General features: G+C 69.1%; 19 protein-coding genes and 6 pseudogenes. 7 read left to right on the top strand and 18 right to left on the bottom strand.

Annotation, left to right across the window (positions count from 1 at the left end; translation table 11 throughout):
- Positions 1–591: 591 nt before the first annotated feature.
- The 11 genes and pseudogenes from ACFWJX_RS37170 to ACFWJX_RS37120 all read right to left on the bottom strand — a co-directional run bounded on the left by ACFWJX_RS37170 (position 592) and on the right by ACFWJX_RS37120 (position 8,658).
- Complete coding sequence (locus ACFWJX_RS37170; RefSeq protein ID WP_383250973.1) at positions 592–2,112, bottom strand: family 43 glycosylhydrolase; 1,521 nt, start codon at positions 2,110–2,112, stop codon at positions 592–594.
- Between the two features lie 289 nt (positions 2,113–2,401).
- Complete coding sequence (locus tag ACFWJX_RS37165; RefSeq protein ID WP_383250981.1) at positions 2,402–2,620, bottom strand: substrate-binding domain-containing protein; 219 nt, start codon at positions 2,618–2,620, stop codon at positions 2,402–2,404.
- A gap of 128 nt (positions 2,621–2,748) precedes the next feature.
- The gene (locus ACFWJX_RS37160; protein ID WP_383250972.1) at positions 2,749–3,057 is read right to left on the bottom strand and encodes a hypothetical protein; all 309 of its coding nucleotides are present in this window, start codon (positions 3,055–3,057) and stop codon (positions 2,749–2,751) included.
- Positions 3,014–3,883, bottom strand: coding sequence for a PLP-dependent aminotransferase family protein (locus tag ACFWJX_RS37155; protein ID WP_383250970.1), 870 nt, complete (start codon positions 3,881–3,883; stop codon positions 3,014–3,016). Before ACFWJX_RS37155 ends, ACFWJX_RS37160 begins: the two co-directional genes overlap by 44 nt.
- A gap of 160 nt (positions 3,884–4,043) precedes the next feature.
- Complete coding sequence (locus ACFWJX_RS37150) at positions 4,044–4,634, bottom strand: TetR/AcrR family transcriptional regulator (RefSeq protein ID WP_383250968.1); 591 nt, start codon at positions 4,632–4,634, stop codon at positions 4,044–4,046.
- Between the two features lie 151 nt (positions 4,635–4,785).
- Positions 4,786–5,082, bottom strand: a complete 297-nt coding sequence (locus ACFWJX_RS37145) for a hypothetical protein (protein WP_383250966.1) — start codon at positions 5,080–5,082, stop codon at positions 4,786–4,788.
- A complete protein-coding gene (locus tag ACFWJX_RS37140; RefSeq protein ID WP_383250964.1) occupies positions 5,079–5,336 on the bottom strand; it encodes a hypothetical protein in 258 nt (85 codons plus the stop codon). Before ACFWJX_RS37140 ends, ACFWJX_RS37145 begins: the two co-directional genes overlap by 4 nt.
- 56 nt (positions 5,337–5,392) lie before the next feature.
- Positions 5,393–6,208, bottom strand: a complete 816-nt coding sequence (locus tag ACFWJX_RS37135; RefSeq protein ID WP_383250962.1) for an oxidoreductase — start codon at positions 6,206–6,208, stop codon at positions 5,393–5,395.
- Positions 6,209–6,494: 286 nt separating this feature from the next.
- Positions 6,495–6,629: pseudogene (locus tag ACFWJX_RS37130) on the bottom strand (ADP-ribosylglycohydrolase family protein); the annotation flags it as partial.
- A 646-nt stretch (positions 6,630–7,275) separates the two neighbouring features.
- Positions 7,276–8,091 carry an oxidoreductase gene (locus ACFWJX_RS37125; RefSeq protein ID WP_383250979.1) on the bottom strand — a complete coding sequence of 272 codons (816 nt, stop codon included), beginning with the start codon at positions 8,089–8,091 and terminating at the stop codon, positions 7,276–7,278.
- Between the two features lie 168 nt (positions 8,092–8,259).
- The gene (locus ACFWJX_RS37120) at positions 8,260–8,658 is read right to left on the bottom strand and encodes an SDR family oxidoreductase (RefSeq protein WP_383250960.1); all 399 of its coding nucleotides are present in this window, start codon (positions 8,656–8,658) and stop codon (positions 8,260–8,262) included.
- 3 nt (positions 8,659–8,661) lie between these two features.
- Between ACFWJX_RS37120 and ACFWJX_RS37115 the strand changes: the two are divergent.
- Positions 8,662–8,760: pseudogene (locus tag ACFWJX_RS37115) on the top strand (TetR family transcriptional regulator); the annotation flags it as partial.
- 273 nt (positions 8,761–9,033) lie between these two features.
- On the opposite strand, the gene ACFWJX_RS37110 reads toward ACFWJX_RS37115, so the two are convergent.
- Together ACFWJX_RS37110 and ACFWJX_RS37105 are read right to left on the bottom strand one after the other, a co-directional pair.
- Positions 9,034–9,306: a hypothetical protein gene (locus tag ACFWJX_RS37110; protein ID WP_383250958.1), complete on the bottom strand. Its 273-nt coding sequence runs from the start codon at positions 9,304–9,306 to the stop codon at positions 9,034–9,036.
- A gap of 88 nt (positions 9,307–9,394) precedes the next feature.
- Complete coding sequence (locus tag ACFWJX_RS37105) at positions 9,395–10,312, bottom strand: LysR substrate-binding domain-containing protein (RefSeq protein WP_383250956.1); 918 nt, start codon at positions 10,310–10,312, stop codon at positions 9,395–9,397.
- A gap of 91 nt (positions 10,313–10,403) precedes the next feature.
- Between ACFWJX_RS37105 and ACFWJX_RS37100 the strand changes: the two genes are divergently transcribed.
- Complete coding sequence (locus tag ACFWJX_RS37100) at positions 10,404–11,141, top strand: hypothetical protein (RefSeq protein ID WP_383250954.1); 738 nt, start codon at positions 10,404–10,406, stop codon at positions 11,139–11,141.
- 607 nt (positions 11,142–11,748) lie between these two features.
- Here the strand turns inward: ACFWJX_RS37100 and ACFWJX_RS37095 are convergent.
- A complete protein-coding gene (locus tag ACFWJX_RS37095) occupies positions 11,749–12,429 on the bottom strand; it encodes an NAD(P)H oxidoreductase (protein ID WP_383250952.1) in 681 nt (226 codons plus the stop codon).
- A gap of 104 nt (positions 12,430–12,533) precedes the next feature.
- On the opposite strand from ACFWJX_RS37095, the gene ACFWJX_RS37090 reads away from it, so the two are divergent.
- The 3 genes and pseudogenes from ACFWJX_RS37090 (at position 12,534) to ACFWJX_RS37080 (ending at position 14,462) form a co-directional block, all read left to right on the top strand.
- Positions 12,534–13,472, top strand: a complete 939-nt coding sequence (locus tag ACFWJX_RS37090) for an AraC family transcriptional regulator (protein WP_383250950.1) — start codon at positions 12,534–12,536, stop codon at positions 13,470–13,472.
- A gap of 119 nt (positions 13,473–13,591) precedes the next feature.
- A pseudogene (locus ACFWJX_RS37085) lies at positions 13,592–13,846 on the top strand (transposase); the annotation flags it as partial.
- A gap of 196 nt (positions 13,847–14,042) precedes the next feature.
- Positions 14,043–14,462, top strand: a complete 420-nt coding sequence (locus tag ACFWJX_RS37080) for an ATP-binding protein (RefSeq protein WP_383250948.1) — start codon at positions 14,043–14,045, stop codon at positions 14,460–14,462.
- A 120-nt stretch (positions 14,463–14,582) separates the two neighbouring features.
- Here the strand turns inward: ACFWJX_RS37080 and ACFWJX_RS37075 are convergent, their stop codons facing one another.
- On the bottom strand, positions 14,583–15,287 hold the full coding sequence (locus ACFWJX_RS37075) for a hypothetical protein (RefSeq protein ID WP_383250977.1): 705 nt from the start codon (positions 15,285–15,287) through the stop codon (positions 14,583–14,585).
- A gap of 213 nt (positions 15,288–15,500) precedes the next feature.
- A pseudogene (locus ACFWJX_RS37070) lies at positions 15,501–16,082 on the bottom strand (dihydrofolate reductase family protein).
- A 152-nt stretch (positions 16,083–16,234) separates the two neighbouring features.
- Here ACFWJX_RS37070 and ACFWJX_RS37065 point away from each other — a divergent pair.
- A pseudogene (locus tag ACFWJX_RS37065) lies at positions 16,235–16,405 on the top strand (transposase); the annotation flags it as partial.
- Positions 16,406–16,424: 19 nt separating this feature from the next.
- Here the strand turns inward: ACFWJX_RS37065 and ACFWJX_RS37060 are convergent.
- The gene (locus ACFWJX_RS37060; protein ID WP_383250946.1) at positions 16,425–16,805 is read right to left on the bottom strand and encodes a hypothetical protein; all 381 of its coding nucleotides are present in this window, start codon (positions 16,803–16,805) and stop codon (positions 16,425–16,427) included.
- Between the two features lie 109 nt (positions 16,806–16,914).
- Here ACFWJX_RS37060 and ACFWJX_RS37055 point away from each other — a divergent pair.
- Positions 16,915–17,217: pseudogene (locus tag ACFWJX_RS37055) on the top strand (MBL fold metallo-hydrolase); the annotation flags it as partial.
- A gap of 135 nt (positions 17,218–17,352) precedes the next feature.
- Here the strand turns inward: ACFWJX_RS37055 and ACFWJX_RS37050 are convergent.
- Positions 17,353–18,255, bottom strand: a complete 903-nt coding sequence (locus ACFWJX_RS37050; protein ID WP_383250944.1) for an alpha/beta fold hydrolase — start codon at positions 18,253–18,255, stop codon at positions 17,353–17,355.
- Between the last annotated feature and the right edge of the window lie 641 nt (positions 18,256–18,896).

The raw sequence follows: 18,896 nt of genomic DNA, 5'->3' as shown, positions 1-18,896 counted from the left end.
CCCACGTGGACGTCGGCCACCATGAGGTGGAGCGCCTGTTCCTTCTGGCGGCCGGGATCGCCGTGACGAGCGGCTGGCCTCACCGGAAAACTGGCCGGTCACGGTGAGCGCAACGCCCAGGAGCTCCTTGACGCGTTGGCCAGGTTGCCGCGCCGTACGGCGATGCCCCCGGCCGGCCCGATGACGTGAGGATCCGCCAATCCCGCTACGTGGCTGAGGCCCGCGTTTCACGAGGCCGGCCGCGCCGTGGTCACCGCGGCCTACGGTGCCCACATCAAGGTCATCGGTGTCATTGACCTGCCCGCCGCACAGGGCGGAGCCCCGCACAGGGCGGAGCCCCGCCCCGTGCGGGGCTCCGCCCCGTTCCCGTTCACGGCGATCCGGCGCGCCAAGACCGGGTAGGGGCAGGCCTGCCGCGGAGCGCCCGCGCCGCGGCGGAGACCTGGGTGAAGCGGCGTGGCAGATCACGTCCTCGGCAGTAGCAAGGCCGTACGGCTGCTCCTGGCCGTCCTCTTCGATCGGATGGGCTGCCTCTCCGGCTGCTGCCTGCGGAGCAAGAGCAGATCACGGTGTGCGGGGCGGGAAGAGAGGTCAGGCCGTGGGGACGAGGCGCCACTGCTGGCAGTTGTTGTTCAGCCACGTCCACAGCCGTACGTCCGCCCCGTTCGCGGTGCCGCAGTTCGCGACGTCGGCGACCTTGCCGCTGTTCTCGTTCACGATCCGCACGTAGTCACCGGTGGCCGTGTAGACCAGACGGAACTTCTGGCAGTTGTTGTTCAGCCAGGACCACTGGGCGATGTCGGTGCCGTCGGCCGTCGCGCAGCCCGCGGTGTCCACGACCTTGCCGGTTGCGACGTTCACCAGCCGGTTGGTGTCGTTGCCGAGGTCCTCGATCCGCCACTTCTGGTTGGCGCCGCCGTTGCAACTCCACTGGAAGACGTTGGTGCCGTCCGCAGTGCTGCCGCCCTCGACGTCCAGGCACTTGCCGCTGTTGCGGTTCACCAGGGTGTACGCGGTCGGGGTCGTCGCCGTCTCCCCCGAGGGGCCGGGCAGCGTGGTGCCGAGCGCGACCGGGGTGCCGAAGTTCGGTGTACCGTCCGCGTTCCAGGTGAACTTCTGCGCCCGCGTCGTACGGCCGTTGCCGCAGCCGCCGTTCGCGGCGTTGTTGGCGTGGTAGACGATCCAGTTCTCGGTGCCGTCCGGCGAGCTGAAGAAGCCGTTGTGGCCGGGGGCGTAGACGCCTGCCGCGTCATCGCGCTGGAAGACCGGCGTCTGCTTCTTCGTCCAGGAGGAGGCGAGCAGGGGGTCGCTGCCGGTGAGCTCCAGCTGGCCCAGCTTGTAGTCGGCGGTCTGGCAGTTGGAGGCGGAGAAGGTGAGGAAGGTCCGGCCGTCGTGGTAGAGCGGCTCGGGTCCCTCGTTGACCGGGCCGCCCTGGGTCTCCCAGCTCAGGGTGGGGCTGGAGATGATGGTGAAGGGGCCGCTGAGCGTGTACGGGTTGCTCATCGGGGCGATGACCAGGCTCTGCGTGCTGCCGTTGATCTTGCCACTGCCCAGGAGGTACAGCTTGTCGTCGTGCTTGAGCACACTGGCATCGATGAGCCAGCCCTGAGCGCCGGCCGGGCCGGGTGTGAGGCTGGCGTCGGTGAGGATGTTCTTGTACGTGTACGGGCCCATGGGGTCGGTGCCCGCGCTCTCCAGGACGTGGGTGCGCTGGGAGTCGCAGCAGGCGACACCGCTCTGCGCCGCGGAGTAGTACAGGTACCAGTGGCCATCGAAGAAGTGCAGCTCAGGTGCCCAGATGTTGGTGTTGCGGGTGGGGGTGGTGTCGCTGAAGACCTGGAGGCTGGCGGCGGTGGAGAGTCCGGCCAGGGTCGGCGACTTCCGCATGGTCAGCACACCGGTGAAGGACGTGGTGACCAGGTAGTAGTTGCCGTTGTAGTACTCGAGCCAGGGGTCGGCGCCCTTCTGCGACTTGATCGGGTTGGTGTACGGGCGGCCCTCGGCGGCGGCGGCCGGGGTAGTCGCTGACACCATGGCGATCAGTACGGCGAGCAAGCACAGGATCAGGGATCTCTGGCGTCCGGCGGGGGGCTGCTCTGACATCTTCGGCATGCGGGACCGTCCCTGTGCGTAATTTCGAACATGGTTCGTAAATTCGACCAAAACATAAGTGGGACGCAACTCAGCGTCAACGGTTTCGCCGTATGCGATTTCGACGGTGTCGTCGTGGGCCATGGCGAACACGATGGTGAATTCCCATCGCACAGGCCCCGGACGGACACCGGGCCTGCCGGCAGATGGCGCGGCACTTGGGCGGGTGGCGGCGAATCGGCCACAAGTCCCCTCGCATGCTGTGGGATGACGGGCGTCGGCCCAAGGGCTTGACCACCGTCGGCCCCCGTCACGAAGGACGCCGACGGATACCGGTTCTGCTCCATGAGCAGGTGCTGTCCTCGATGAGGGACAGCGGCGCGCGGGCTGCATCTTGGCCCATGTCGTGCAGCGGCTGACGCACGGTGGTCAGACCGGGGAAGCTCTGCGCCCCTTGCGCGAGGTCGACGAAGCCGACGACCGAGAAGTTGGCGGGTACGGTGAGCCCGCATGCGCTGACGGCGTCGATGGAGCGCCATCGAATCGGCCCGGCGACGATCGCCGTCGGGCGGTGTTCGGTGATCAGCAGAGAGGCGGAGCGGAAGCCGCCGGCCTAGGAGAAATCTCAGGAGGCGACCAGCCGCTCGTCCACTGCGTTCAGCAGTCCTGAGGCGGGCCGAGTATGCGGTGCAGGCCCGGCTCGATGTCCGGGGCGCTGATCGAGCCGTAACCGAAGACGAGGCCTGGGCGCGCGGAGCGGTTCGCGGCGACCTCCGCCAGGGTGTAGACCGCCACGCCGGATGCCCGAGCCCGGACAGCCCGGTTCGCGAGGGCGTCGGGCTCGGCGAGATGGGCTTGGGTGAATGTGGTCACGTGCAGGCCCGCGGCAGACGGCACCAGCTCGGTCAGGTCCGCGAAGTGGTCAGTGAGCGCGCGGGTGATGGCTTGGTGTCGGGTCGCGTACATGTGCTGCATCCGGCGGATGTGGCGGGCGAGCAACCCGTCGTCGACGAAGCGGGCGAGCGCTGCCTGCGTGGGGACCGCTGTGTGCCAGTCGGGTGTACTTGGCGGTGCGCAGGGCTGTGCGCAGCGGGGCGGGCGCCACCAGGAAGCCGACGCGCAGGGAGGGCAGCATCACCTTGGAGAACGACCCCACGTAGATGACGTGTCCGTCCCGGTCCAGACTCTGCAGCGTCTCGACCGGCCGCCCGCCGAACCGGAACTCGCTGTCGTAGTCGTCCTCGATCACGGCCGCGCCGTGCCGCCGCGCCCATCGCAGCAGCGCCGTTCTGCGCCGCAGGGACATCGGCATGCCGAGCGGGAACTGGTGGGCGGGGGTTACGTACACGGCGCGAGTGTCCGGCGGGATGGCGTCCACCAGCAGGCCCTCGGCGTCCACCGGTATGCCCGTGACCTCGGCGCCCTGCGCCAGGAACGCCAGCCGGGCCGGTGGGTAGCCGGGCTCCTCGACGGCCACCCGGTCGCCCGGTTCCAGCATCACCCGCCCGATGAGGTCCAGGGCCTGCTGCGTGCCGGTGGTCACCAGCACGTCGTCCGGGCCGGTCCGCACGCCGCGGGAGAGTCCGATGTGCCGGGCGAGTGCGGCCGGCAGTCCGGCGTGGCCGGCCGGATCGCCGTATCCGACCGCCCCGGCTGCCGAAGGGCGTAGTTCCCGGGCGATCAGGGGACGCCAGGCGTCGTACGGGAAGAGCCGGGCGTCCGGCAGGCCGACCCGGAAGTCGCGGGCCGCCGTGGTCGGCCCGGTGGTCTCCGGGGCTGCCCATGGGGACAAGCCCGCCCACAGGGCGCGCGGGCGCAGTCCCGAGCCGGTGGTGCCGGTGGCGGCCGCGGCCCGAGGCGCTTCCTGCGGCTGCTGCCACCATCGCGGGATCCTGGCCCCTCGTGGGAGCGAGTGCAACCGGAGCGGCCGGGCCCCCGGCGCGCAGGGTGCGTCAGGCGCCCTGCCAGGAGTCCAGCAGGGCGAGGGCGTTGTCTATCCCCTGATCGAGGAGCTCGGTGGCGAGTCGGCTGTCGGTCAAGGCGCGGGAAAGCTGTAGCGTCCCGGCCATCATGCCGAGGAGGCTGAGTGCCTTCACACGTGCGGAGGCCGGGGCCTCGGGCGCCAGGCGGGCGGCAATGCCCTCGACGAGGATCAGCACACCATCGGTGTACGCCTGCCTGGTCGTCTCGGTGCAGCGCCCGATCTCGTCGAGCAGAGCGGCGTTGGGGCAGCCGTCACCAAGCGTTTCGCGGTGCTGGGGCGAAAGGTATCCCCGCACTATCTGCTCGAGTCCGGCACGGCCGGGCTCGGCCAGCGCGACGACGTTCTCGGCCTGCACCTTCAACTGGTCGGCGATCGCCGTGGTGACGAGGTCATCCTTGGATGCGAAGTGAGCGTAGAAGGCACCGTTGGTCAGACCCGCGTCCTTCATGAGCGTCGAGACACCGGAGCCGTCGATACCGTCCTGCTTGAACCGGCGGCCCGCTGTCTCGATGATCCGCCGCCTGGTCTCCGACTTGTGCTCTTTGCCGTACCGCACCACGCCACACGCTCCTTCGCCGGCCGGATGGACCGGCTGTCCTTCCCCCGACTCGCCCAGTCTATGGTATTGCAAACGTAATCCAAAGGTTCGGCAGAGGCGACGGGATCGGCGGCGTGCGTGGTCGTCCCCCACTCGACGGCGGATCTTCGCATCAGTCGTGCTGTTCTTTGTCTAGCAGCGCGAGGGCGTTGCGGATGCCCTGTTCGAGGAGTCGGTCGGCGAGTTGCCGGTCGGTCAGGGCACGGGGGAGTTGCCGTGTTCCGGCCGGCATGCCGAGGAGGTTGAGTGACTTCAGGCGTGCCGAGGGCGGATCGTGGGGTGCCAGGCGGGCGGCGAAGCCGTCGATGAGGGCCAGCGCGCCGTCGGCGCAGGCCTGCCTGGTGGTGTCCGTGGAGGGCGATCTCGTCGAGGAGGGCGGCGTTGGGGCAGCCGTCCTCGATGCCGTCATGCTGCTGGGTGGAGAAGTACCAGCGAATGATCTGTTCGAGACGCCCCGGCAAGGAGAGCGGGGAAGTTGATGTCGGCGGTGAACCTGAGCACGTTGGCGCCGATCGGCAGGGCCTCGGTGGGCACCGACGCGAGAGCAGGATCGGTCAGCCACTCGGTCGCCGATCCGCCCGAGACCGTAACGGACCAGAGGACGCCCTTGAGGCTGTCCGCGATGTGGAGGTCGTCGCCGCCCGCCATCGCATCCGCGATCACGTCGTCGAAGAGGCGCCGTCAGTCTCGGACGGGTCCGGTCACGCGAAAGGTGAGTGTCAGTTCGGCATCCGGTTGAACCTGCGGACGATGCGGTCGAAGATCCGGGCCGGAAGGACGCGGTGGAACACGCTGATGCCGGCGGCCGTCGAGCCGGCGGTGCGCCGCGGTTTCGGGTTCCGGTCGGTGGCCGCCGCGACGATCACCTTGGCCACGGTGGCTGGATCGTCGCCGCCGCTGAGATTCTTCGCCAGCACCTCGTCGAAGTTGCGCCGTCCCGACGCGTAGAGCGGCAACGGGGTGTCGCCCTGCACGCTGTGGTCCCCGAACGGGGTGTTGATCGGGCCGGGCTCGACGAGCAGGATCCGGACGCCGTGCTCGCGGACCTCGTGGTCCAGCGACCCGGAGTAGCCCTCGACCGCGTGCTTGGACGAGGTGTAGATGGCCATGAACGGGCTGGGGACGAATCCGCTGAGGGAGGAGACGTTGATGACGCGTCCGCGCCGTTGACCGCGCATGTGCGGCAGAACCGCCTTGGTCATCCGCATGATGCCGTAGACGTTGACGTCGAAGACCTCGTGCGTGCGGGCGACGGAGAACTCCTCGGCGGCGCCGTTGGCGCCGACGCCGGCGTTGTTGACCAGGACGTCGATGCGCCCGAACCGGTCGATCACCTGCTTGACCGCGGAGTCGACCGATTCGTCGCTGGTCACGTCGAGGTCTAGGTAGGTCACCCCGGCGGGCGCGGTGACTCGCGCGGTGTTGCGGGCGGTTCCGATCACCTCGAAGCCCGCCGCGGCGAAGGCGCGGGCCGTCTCCCTGCCGACTCCCGATGAGGCACCTGTCACGAGTGCCACCGGCCGAGTTGATGCCATCACGAAGCTCCTTTGGATTTGCATTACGTCCGTATGTATTACGATCGTGCGACCATGTGGAGGTCGTCGGTCGATGGCAGTGGTCACGGCTGGCGATGCCAGAAAGGTCCGCGAAGCGTGGGGTGCGGTACAGGAAAGCCCGTGAGCGGGCGACGGGCAGGAACCGCCGACTGACCCTTCGGCGCACAGTCCCTTTTTGCACCCCGACGATTTTCTCCATACGCGCCTGCCTGGCTACCGCGTCGGCGAACCGCGAGTTCCGGTCCTGCGTGCATCACAAGAGGGCCCTCACCGCCAGGACGGCGGAGCCCAGGCAGGGCCGGGCGGCACCGTTGAACTCGCCCGCCTGACCGGAGTGCCAGTCGGGCGCGACGACGGTGGTGCAACGGCCGCGGTGGTCGGGGTGGACGCAGGCCACAATCCCCAGGGCGTCACCCACCGCCGAGCCGGCGAAGCACCAGCGGCCCGCTGAATCCGCTGCATGCGCGAAGGCCTGTGCCGCGCCGACGCCAGCGCTGCCTATTTTCTTTTTCGGCTCCCCGGCTCCCCGGCTCCCCGGCTCCCCGGCTCCCCGGCTCCCCGGCTCCCCGGACCATCGGCGGCTAGCGCGCCTCGTCTGCAGAGGGTGCGCCGTCTGAGACACCTTGGGTCTGAGACACCCGTACAGGTCGTATAACGCCGTCCAGTGCGGTCGCCTCCGGCAGCTGCGCGGCCCCGGTCTCAATCTCTTGGAAACGCCGGAAGCATCCCGGTGCCGTGCCTCGAGCGCAGCACCGCCCGGCCCGCGTCCACGGAAAGCAGGGCCGGCAACCCGTCCCACTTCGGCTCGCCCGCCCGCCCGGTTGCAGAACCGGATCAGGCACGGGGCCGGCCGGCATCGGCTCCGGCAGCGTCCACGTCACCCACCTTGCCTTCCACCCAGGTCATCGGTCGCCCGGTGACCGATGACCGCACCGGTCCTGGTCGGGCCCGGGGTCCCTGGTGGCGTCCACGGCTACTCGGCTCCACCCACCTCGGGGCAGTCCGGAGCCTCCACCGATATCGGAGCGGTTCACTGTCTGCAGATCTCAGCCGGGGAGCTTGTTGCTCTTGCGGACCTGTCCGTCGAAGACCCCGGCGGGAAGGATGCGGTGCGCCGCGCTGAGGAGCCGGGCGCTCCGGCCGGCGGTGTACCGCACCTGCGGCTTGGAGTCGGTGGCGGCCGCGACGATCGCCTTCGCGACGATGGCGGGGTCGTCGCCGTCCTCGTTGACCGCCAACGCCACCTGGTCGGCGATGCGCCGCTGCTCCGCGTAGATCTGCATCGGCATGTCGGGTGCGACGGTGTTCGCCTCGAACGAGGATTTGGTACCGCCCGGCTGGACGATGAGGGCCCGGACCCCGTGTTCGCGGATCTCGTGGTCCAGGGACTCGGTGTACCCCTCGAGGGCGTGCTTGGACGCCGAGTAGTTGGCCATGTAGGGCGCGGGGAGGAACCCGAGGACGGACGAGATGTTGATGATGCGCCCGCTTCCCCGGCCACGCATGTGCGGGAGAACGGCCTTGGTCATGCGCATCACACCGAAGACGTTGATGTTGAAGAGGCGCTGGGCCTGCGCGAGAGAGTTCTCCTCGTCGGCGCCCGAGGAGCCGATGCCCGCATTGTTGACCAGGACGTCGATCCGCCCGAACCGCTCAATCACCTGCTCGACCGCGGCAGCGACCGAATCGTCGTTGCCCACGTCGAGGGCGAGGAACGTCACGCCGTCGCGACGGTCGGCTGCCGACGTCTTCCGGCTCGTTCCCACCGTCTCGAAACCCGCTGCGGCGAGCGCGAGGGCGGCCGCCTTTCCGATTCCGGTGGAAGCGCCTGTCACGAGTGCCACCGGCCGAGTTGTCGCCATCATGAGCTCCCTTGGTTTTGAAGTACGTCCGTATGCCTTACGTTCGTACGACCATATGGTGGTCGTCGGTCGATGGCAAGTGGTCGCGTCCGGTGATTCGAAACGGATCAGAGAAGAGTGGGGTGCAAGCAGCACCCGGCCGCCGCCAAAGGGAAACGAGGTGACGTCCTACTGGACCTTGTCGCCGCCGTCGACGTTGAGGATGGTTCCGGTGATGCAGGACGCCTGAGGGGAGGTGAGCCAGGTGATGGCATCGGAGACCTCGGTGGGACGGCCCATGCGGTTGGCCGGCTGGGGGGCGGCGATGGTGGCCTCGTCCCAGGTGTCGGCCTCGATGGCGGTGCTGAGGATGTCGGTCTTGATCGCGGCGGGGGCGATGCCGTTGCTGCGGATGTGGTCGGTGGCGTACTCCAGCGCGGCGGACTTGGTCGGGCCGACCACGGCGTGCTTGGTGGCGGAGTAGTTGGCCGCGTAGCGCATGCCGCCCAGGCCGGCGATCGAAGCCAGGTTGATGATGGCGCCGCCGGGGTTGTCCTGGGCCAGCATCTGCTGGATCCGATACTTCATGCGCCGGTCAGCGCGGTCAGTCTCGACGAGCTGAGCCGGCGCGTCGGCCTGGCAAAGCCCGACGTGCTGCGCTACTTCGAATCGCGCGAAGCCATCCTGCTGTTGCGGTCACTCTCCTGGCTCTGTCACGGAAGGCGGGTGGCCAGCAGGCCGACGCCTTCCGCACCCACCGGGCGACGATGGTGCGGTGCATCCCGTTGTCTCCGGGGTCGCCCGGCCGCTGGTCACAGCGCAGTACCGCCGGCACGATGCCCGCGATCTTCCCGCGGGCCGGCCCGCCACCTGTAGCCGATCTTCTTCAGATGGCCGCGGTTCAGGTCGGCGAGCCATCAGCGTGGCGCTCGACGGGGGCAGGCGGGCGGTGAGTCAAGCCCGTCAGGGCCTTCGACGGTGCTGTTGGCTTCCTTCAACAGCCGTCCACCAGGCGATCACTCGGACGGCCATCGCGTCCGGTCGCGCGCCAAGGGGATCGAGACCGAAGTGCTCCTCCACCTCGCGGCGCAGGAACTCACCGATCTCCGTCTCGTCGGCACCGCCGCGGAGGCGCTGGAGCATGGGAAGGAGCATGCAGTCGTACTCGTCCTGCACCTCGTCGGCGACGCCGAGCGGGTCCCACTCGTTGAGCAGATGCCGCAGAGCGTTCTTCACAGATGGGCTCCGGGGCTGCATCGGCCCAGATTGCCATCCCCGGCATTTCCTGCCGCACTCGCCCCCACCTTGATCGAAAGGAGAAGCCCTAGGCCTCCGGGGGGCGCGCGGTGTGCCCCTGCCGCGCTGCTGTGCGCAGGGCTGCGATGAGGGCCGTGGTCGTCGGGTTCGCGGATTCGGTGTGGCGCGTCGCGGCGAACAGCAGGCGCAGGATCGGGCGATCCTCGATGGGTGCCGTGCTGATTCCGGGTGTTGCCGGGTCGATGGCCGTTCGGGGGACGAGTGCGGTGGCGAGGCCGGCCCGTGCGAGGGTGAGCTGGGCGCCGGTGTCGGCGGTGATGTAGCGGGCCGTGGGGGTGAAGCCGGCCTGGCGGAAGGCGTGCAGGATGGCCTGACCGCAGTCCGTGGTCGGCGGCGGCACGGCGAGGCTGTGCGTGGCCAGATCCCGGAGGGCGACCGGCCGCTCGTCGCCCTGGTCGGCCGCGGTGACGACGAGTAGCGGATCGTCGAGCAGCGGGGAGACCTCGACGCCCCGAGGTGTGGCATCCGGCAGGTGGTGATACCGCTGTCCCAGCACCACGTCGACGGTGCCGAGGGTGAGTTCCCGCAGTTGCGCCTGGTCGGTGACGAGGCAGGTCACCGTGAGCTGCGGGTGGTGTGAGCGCAGTGCGGTCAGTGCGGGGCCCACGATCCCGGAGACGGTCGACGGCAGCGCGGCCAGGGTGGCGGTGGTGCCGACGGTGCCTTTGACCGCCGCGAGGGCGCTTTCGGCTTCCTGCACGGCGGCGAGGATCCGGTCGGTGTGCTCGAGGAGCACCCGGCCCGCTTCCGTCAGCGCCACGGTTCGCCCGTCGGGGCGCAGCAACTCGACTCCCACGTCGCGGTGCAGCGCGGACAACTGTTGGGACACGGCACCGGCGGACAGCGCCAGTGACTGGGCGGCCGCCGCGATGGAGCCGCGGGCGGCGACGGTTTTGAGCATGTGCAGACGGCGGACATCCAGCATGACCCGAGACCTTACTCGATACTTTCTCTAAAGGGTTTCATCAGAATTCACCCTCTTGACCTATTGGGTCCTGGTGGGCGACCTTCGGCGCATGGAGATCTTCGACTGCATCGCCGCGGTTGCCCGGCCCATCCACGATTTCGGCGACGAGTTCATGTCCGACAAGGCGACCGCCGCCGTCGGTCTGCGTGCCGGGTTTCCCCCGGGGCGCGGCTTCTACTGCCGCGGCCGGTTCGGGGTGCTCGGCGAGGCATCGGTCTCGGTTGTCCAGGCGGTGCAGGGCTTCCTCGGCCCTCATCTGGTTGCTGCGGGCTGGCTGGAGGGACGGCCCGTGATGCCGGCGGAGGAAGCCGCCGCCCTGTACGCACAGGCCATCCGGACCTGGGGGCGTGCCAACATCCCCACCGACGTCGACGTGGAGCACTTCAACCGCTTGGCACAGCAGCTGATCGACGTCGCCGACGCCGACGCACTGCCTCTGTACGCCGGCTGGCGAGCGCAAGCCTGCCCCTCCGGCGACCCGGTCGGTGGGGCCATGCAGCGCATCCACGTACTGCGGGAACACCGTGGCGCCTGTCATCTCGCGGCGGTGCGCATGTGCGGGCTGAGCGCCCGAGCGGCAATGGTCATCAACCTCGGCGACGAGCAGGCAGCCCACTACGGATGGCAAGAGCCACATCTCGTTGCCGCGGCCCTGACACCCCGACGGCAGCGTGCCGAGCAGCTCACCGATGAGCTGCAGGCGCCGCTCTACGCCACACTGACCGAGCGGCAACGCACCGAATTTGCCCAGCTCGTCAACGCGTTGACCGCTTCTCCGACCCCATGACCGGACGTCGAGAACAAATGGCGGCGGTGGGGCGGCTGGCTGTCCGCGCGTTCCGCCTCTGCAGCCAAGCACAGCCCGCCACCCCAGGCCGATGATCCGCGCGTTCGTGGGACCTCGCTGGACGAGCTGGTCGCGGCCCTCTGCCTGCGTGGGCTACGCAGGCCATGAGCGGCTTCGCGGGCCAGGACCTGTTCACCAAGGAGAGCGACGTGGCCGAGACCGTGTGGCGAGCCGTGCCGCGACACGACCGGCCGGCTGCGATCACCGGGCGGTCCGGCGTGCTTCATAGGCGCTGCTGGTGAAGGGCAGGGTCCGCTCAGTTGGTGTGGCTCCGCGATCGGCGGTGGACACGCGTTGGAAACGCAGTGCTGTGACTCGACATGCGAAAACGTTCGCGCCCCCGACGTAGAGCCGCCCCACTTCGGTGACGGGAGTTCCCATGGTCCGGCCTCGGCCCGTGGGCCTGTAGGCGTGGGTGCATCCGTTCCCGGCCAGTGCCTCGGCGTCGGCCGTAGCGGCTGGTGTTGCAGGACCGTGGTGTGCTCGGAAGCGTTGCAGGCCAGCATCGACCGGGCATCAGCCTGCAACGCCGCCACTACCGTGACGCTCAGGCCGCCACCGGCTCCGCCGCAAGGAAGGCTTCCACGGCCTTCCCCGCGCGGCGGTCGAACTCGGTGTACTGCGCCTCGCGCTCGGCTCCCGCGACCGCGTCGCCGACCAGCAGATTGCCCTCGGCGTCGAGGCGCTGAGGGCGCTCCTCGGCGTCGGGGAGCAGGGCGACGGAGGAGTGGGAGAACCCGCAGTAGTAGGCGATGCCCTCACTCAAGTTGGTCTCCAGCAAGGCCTGCATTCCCTCCGTGATGGGGTCGTCCGAGGTGGCACCGGCCAGGCCCAGCCACAGCATGCGCTTGCCCGCCAGGCTGGGCTTGCTGCGCCCGTAGGCGAATCCGTAGTTCCACACGCGATCGATCCAGCCCTTGAGGAGGGCGGGCACGCTCTGCCAGTACACGGGGAACACGGCGACGACGACATCGGCGTCGAGAATGCGCTGCATATGGGCCCGGACTTCGTCCGAGTACGGCTTCTCCCTGTTGCCCCAGTCAGGCTGGTCCGCCACGTTCATCCGCGGGTCGAATCCCTCGGCGTGCAGGTCGAGCAGGTCGACGACGTATCCGGCGGTCTCGAGTTGGGCAGCGGTACGGCGGGCGGTGTGCGCGGTGAGGGAATCGGTGCGGTGGTGCGCGATGACCACAAGGGCGGTTCTGGCTGCGCTGTCGAGGTGCGACATGGTTCCTCCTGGCTGGTCTCGGTCGGTTCTGCCAGTCCAGTACACCCGTGATCGATTGGATGATCCATGGGAGAAACGCTCAGCTGCATAGGAGTTCGTCTACGATGGCGCCCGTGGATCCTTTGAGTTCTCTCCTCAGTGGCATCCGGGCCGAGGGCTCGGTCGTCAGTCACGCCGTGCTGGAAGCGCCCTGGACCATCCGCTTCGCCGACGGCGCCCCGCTCACCATGGTGAGCGTGCTGCGTGGCGGCGGCACCCTGCTGCTGCCCGACGGCACCGAACAAGCGGTCGGCGTCGGCGACACGGCCATCGTGCGCGGCCCCGACCCGTTTCACCTCGCGGATCGGCCGTCCTCCTGCAACCGCCCACACGTCGAGTACGAAATCGCCTGCTTCGCAGAGGATGCCGCATGCACCGCCCAGGATCTCGGCGGTATCCGCTGGGGCAACGATCCGGACGGAGCGACCGCACTGATCGTGGGCGCCTACCGCGCTTCGGGCCATCGCCATCAACGACTGCTGCGCGCCCTGCCACCCGTGCTGGTGATCAATGAGGGCACCGAGGTTTGCGCCTGGCTGGAGACAGCCGCCGCCGATGCCGCCCTGCGCTCGGCCGGCTCGCAGGCGCTGATGGACCGACTCCTGGACTGGGCCCTGGTGTGCACGCTGCGCACCTGGTTGGAGCAGGCGGGCCCGGACGCCCCCGACTGGTATCGCGGCCTGGCCGAACCGATCCTCGCCCCCGCCCTCCAAGCCTTCCACGCCCGGCCCTCCAAGACGTGGACGGTAGCGGCGCTCGCCGCCGAATCCGGCGTCTCCCGGGCGCTGTTCGCCAAACGCTTCACCGAGGTTATGGGCCGCCCGCCTCTGACCTACCTCACGGAATGCCGCATGGACGAGGCCGAGGCACTCCTGTCCGACACCGACTTCGCCATCGCTCAGATCGCCAAGTCTGTCGGCTACGCCGATGCCTTCGGCTTCAGCGCCGCCTTCAAACGCCAGCGGGGCCTGAGCCCCAGCGTCTTCCGCGCCGCGGCGTCCTGACGTCCCGCCACCCCGGGTAGCGGATGTCGCCGAAACCACGGGCGGCCACTCCAGCACACCGAGGCCAGCGTGATACGAGATGACGCTGTCGGCTACGCCGGCGGTCCGCGGCATCGTCCATGAACACGGTCATCATGACCGCGCTGTCCATGCCGCCGGACAACTGGCCGGTGAGGTCGCTGGCCGAGCTGTCGCTGGTGGGTGCATACCACCGGGGCCATGGCGGGCTCTACGCCGCCGTGGCCCGTGGACGCATCGGTGCCGGCTGGCTGCAGCGGGCACTGGCCGAAGTGCCCCTGCCGCGGACCGCCGACGGCCGACTGGTCCTGGCCGTCGACGTCACCTGTCGGCTGCGGCCCGACCACTCTGTACCAAGTCCCCAGGCCAGGGCGGGTTGTGTGGTCCTGCGGAAGGTCGGCGTCGTCAAGTCGCCCGCCCGCCTGCGGATTGGCGATCACCCTCCGGGGGCATCAGGACTGGGCAGGACCGGCCGCCCAAGACATGGCGCGGCCCCGGCGAGCGGCCACGCCGCGAGCATGCCGGGTGCCCTAGGAGGGGAAGTGATCCGCCATGCGTACGCATCGGCGTACCCATCGGCGTTCCGTACGAGTGGAGTATCTGCTGCCCGACCATGCCACATCGGCCGGACGGGCGCGGAGGCTGACCTCAGCGTTTCTCGCCCGGCCCCGCCACCGGATGGCGCCGGTGCATGCCGAGCAGATCGACGACGCGACGCTCATCGTGTCCGAACTGGTCGCCAACGCCACCCGGCACGGCCGCAGTGGCTGCCGGCTGCGCCTGTGGGTGACCGATGAGCAGGTGACCGTCGAGGTCTGCGACGACAGCCCGGCCCGGCCCCGCCTGAGGCCACCCGCGCCCGATGCCGAGAGCGGGCGGGGCCTGGCCATGGTGCGGTGCCTGGCCGATCGCTTCGACGTCACTCCGGTCACCGGGGGCGGCAAGCGAGTACGCGCGATCCTGGCCATCTGACGCTGCACGCACGTCCTGCCGGGATCCGGGGCGCCACCACCTCAAGCCGGCGAACCTCCGCCCAGGGCAGCACCGCACCCGGGGCCGGCGGTTCACCCGGAGATGTCCCAACCGGGCCTGTCAGGGATGCCTGGTGGTCCAGGTCCGCCAGACGTGGAGTGTGTTCGGCAGTTCGGGGTGATCGAGGAGCCAGAGCACATAGCCGGCCTGGCGTCGGCCCCAGGGGTTGTCCGACTGGGCGGCCACGCTGAGCCTTCCGCGCAGGTCCTGGCCGTCGACGGCCCTGGCAACACGTACGTACTCGCGGTCTTTGCAGCGGTAGGGCCGTTGTACGGCGATCTCGACGAGGTCGGTGAGCTTGGTCCTGACCGGATCGTCGTGGCCGGCGACCGCCACATCCCGTATGAGCAGCTGCTTCGTGCCCCACTTCTTGGCGTGCCGGGTCCACTCCTGGGGATACCTCGCCTCCCACTCCAGGAAGAGCAGCGAGTACGGCAGACCCGGCCATACTCTGACGTCCCCTTGCGGGCGGTTCCACAACGCGTTCGGCAGTGAATGCCTCCCGGCGGCGATGTACGCCTCGTGGGCCTGCAGGAAGGCCGGGTCCTGGTACGCCTGTCGGCCCAGCGTCAGTGTCGCCCTCGACAACTCGTTGAACCGGCTCAGTGCCTGGTTGACGCTCCTCTGGGCATGGCCCAGACGTACCAGGGCCGCGGCCCGGTCGGTGGGATCCTCCGCGATGAGCCCGTAAGCCCAGTCCAGCCGTGTGTTCCACGTGTGGGCGTCATCGACACCCGCGCCAGCTCCCGAACCTCCTCTCTTCATCACGCAGGAGATCATCCCCGTCTGCTTCGGTGAGGTACAGGGCTCGGCATCGCCGTCCCCTGACAGCGGGCAACATGGCGGCCATGACGGGTCTGTACTCGCTCGCCGTCCTGTCCGACTGGCGTCGTCCACTCCTCGCCGGGGATAGCCAGCTGGACTCCGTTCGCAGTGGACCGTTCGCAGTGGACTTCTTCGCGTACCCGCTCAGATCGGTCAACGGCGTACCCGATAGCGCAGGTGAAGCACCCGGTTGCCCTGAATCACCACGTCAGGATCCTCCAACAGGTGCTACGCGTCGACCGACCCGAAGTAGCGCTTGCCGGACCCGAACACGACGGGTACGACGTCCATGCGCACCTCGTCGACCAGGCCCGCGGCAAGTATCTGGCCACCGACGTCGCCGGCGGCGACCTCGACCATGCGGTCACCCGCGAGCTCCTGCGCCTTGGCCACGGCTGCCTCGACGCCGTCGACGAAGTGAAACGGCGCCTCGGGGTCCCAGCCCTCAGGCATCGGCCGGTGCGACACGACGACCACGTGGTCGATCCCGCCCGGAGGCTTTCCGTCCCATCCGTCCGTCAGGTCGAAGACGTGGCGACCGACGATCGTGACTCCGATCTGGTCCCAGTACGGCCTGGTGTAGTCGTAGGACGTCTGCGACACCTGCACATCGCCGCTCTCGTCCAACGGGACGTCACCACTGGACAACCAGTCGAACAGCGGTCCGGGCTGGTCATTCTCGTCCGCGACGAAGCCGTCCACCGACACCGAGCTGTACATGACCACCTTGCCCACGGGGCTCTCCTCTGCCTTGGGGTGCCCCAAATTAGCGTGTCGTGAGCTGTCGCTCTGGTAGGCAATCAATCGGCCGACAGGGGCCGGCTGTCCAGCACGTGGCCGGGATGTTCGCGCAGGAACCACCGCCGGACTTCGACGTACCGGGTCGGCATGGGCCCGGTGAACGCCCGGAACTCGTGGCCGAAGACCGTTGGGTGGTCGAGCGGACCTTCGCCCGGCTGCACGGCTTCCGCCGATTGCGCGTGCGCTGGGAACGACGAGCGGACATCCACGAGGCGTTCCTCGAACTCGCCTGCTGCCTCATCACCCGCCGACAACTCGACTCATCTTCGGCCGTTGTCAGCAGTGGTATCCGTCCGGGCATTCGGGGAACAGCACTCCGAACAACAAGAAGAAGAGAATCGGCACACTGGATACCGCGGCCATGATCAGGAATCGCCCGCGTGCCTCTCGCCGGTCTCCAACCTGAGCCACCACGAATCCCGCTGCCGGCGCAAGCACGGCAGTGAACAGGGCCACCAGGCCGAACGCCCAGCCGATCTCTCGTCTCACGTCCGGCAACCCCATCGCATACGCGATCGCCGGGGTGAACAGGAGGAGGGGCGCAGACGCCCACCACCACGACAGTGCTCTGATGATCCCGTCCGCTCGTGTCGGCGCCAGGCCGGTCGGCCTCGTTCCCTCGCGACGGCTTTCCGGAGCGATCCCAGACGATGACATGCGTGCATCGTAGGCGGCTGAGGGGACATGTGGCCGTCTCAGGCATTCAGGTCCCGGCTGGAGTCCGGGCATCGGAGTTCCACCGCTCGTCCTGGGCGGTCGTATGCCCGAGCACCTGGACGACCACTGGACGAACCGGGACGCGGAGGGGTACGAGCTCACCCCGTCCCTGCGGCTGATCCGCACTCCGGGCCACAGCCTCGAGGACATCACGCTGCTGGCGGGCACGGACTCGGGCGTGGTGGCCTTCGCCGGCGACCTGTAGTGGCACGCGAACGGCCCGGCGGACGACCCGGTAGCCCCGGACCGCGAGGTGCTGCGCGCCTCCCGGCTGCGGGTGCTGGCCGCTGCGGACCTGATCGTGCCCGGCCACGGCGGCCCGTTCAAGGCCGACAACACCACTCCGCGCTGACCGTCCCGTCCGCAGCGTGAACTGCGCAATTCAGGTCGATCGGTCTTCGCTGCTCACTGGTGCCACGCCGTTGTGGTCGTTGGCGCTGGTGGCGGGCGGTGTGTCCCCGAGTACAGGGTGGCTTGGTGCGCCTCGTCAGTTCGGGGGTTCTGCGTGAGGACCAGGCTGTGCGGCGCTGCGCCAGAACTCGTTGAGGGCGGCGACGAGCGCCTCGGGTGCCTCTTCGGCGATGTGGTGTCCGGAGGCGATCGGGCCACCGTCCAGCTTGTCGCCCGCCCAGTCTCGCCAGACGCTCAGTACGTCGCCGTAGAGGTCGGCCAGGTCGTCGCGGGTGGCCCACAGCACTTGCAGGGGACAGTCGATGCGCCGGCCGGCTCTGCGGTCGGCTTCGTCGTGGTCCCGGTCGACTCCGAGGCCGGCCCGGTAGTCCTCGCACATGGCGTGCACGGTGGCCGGATCGTGGATCGCGCGTCGGTAGTCCTCGTAGGCGTCGTTGCCCATCTGTTCGGGGGTTGCCCTGTACCAGGCGTCGGGGTCGGCGTTGATGATGCGTTCGGCAGGCTTGTCGGTCTGTCCGAGGAAGAACCAGTGCCACCAGCTTGCGGCGAAGGTCGCATCGCAGCGTCGCAGTGCCTCCGCGATGGGGACGGCATCGAGCACGCTCACGGTCGACACCGCCTCGGGGTGGTCCAGGGCCAGGCGGGTGGCCACGTATGCGCCTCGGTCGTGGCCGACGACGGCGAACCGCTGGTGGCCGAGGCGGCGCATGACTGCCAGGCAGTCGTCGGCCATGGCGCGCTTGGAGTACGGACGGTGCCGCGCGTCGGTCGGTGGCTTGTCGGACTGGCCGTAGCCGCGCAGGTCGGGGCAGACGACCGTGCGACCGGCCGCTGCGAGCAGCGGGGCGACGCGATGCCAGGTCGCGTGCGGGCGGGGATGACCGTGCAGGAGCAGCACCGCGGGACCGCTGCCTCCGTGACGCACCCGCAGGCGAGCACCGTTTCCCTCACATCGTGTCAGCTCAAAGCCGTCGAACACGCAGCCTCCTCACCTCGCACGTCCATGTCCCCTGCCCTGGAGCACACAGCCCATGCCACGGTGGCCCGACCGACACTCGGGGCGCCCCGGTACTTCGCGTGGCCAACTGGCCGGCTGCCGATCCCGGGAGGCCTGCTCAGACCTGGTGCCGACTGTGTGCCCAGACCTTGAGCAGCAAGGGTCTGTTGCCCATGGGTCCGGCCCTGCTGCTGCCATACGCCCACGGCCCGCGGGTGGCCGAGCGCACCCAGCCGGTAGCTGAACGGCCGCGACGATGCCGACCCCCGAACCGCTGTGGGGGGTACTGGCTGCTGTCCGGCTACGGACTGCCTCCTCCAGCGCCATGATCTGGGTGCTCACCGCGCTATGGCCAAGCGGATGCGGTGCTGCAGCCGCCCCCTCGGGTCATTGGGCAATCGCCGACGGGCTTGCGGCAGCACAGGACAAGCAGGCGTACTCGTGAGCCCGCAACGCGAGCCGGGGCCACGTCCTTCGCTCTGCTTCAGGGAGGAAAAGGGACAGGAATGACGCTGCAGGGCCCTTGCCGGCTCTGAAGGGAAACGCTGTTCCCGGGCACTCACCGAAGGCCCTGCCGACACCGGGACGGCGAAGAACTTGGTGTGCGGAGCTGACGGGACCGG

This window comes from Streptomyces sp. NPDC058335 (genome assembly GCF_042723915.1).
Lineage (GTDB): Bacteria > Actinomycetota > Actinomycetes > Streptomycetales > Streptomycetaceae > Streptomyces.
Note: the sequence above shows the minus strand (reverse complement) of the source record. Positions and strands in the feature narration are given on the sequence as shown.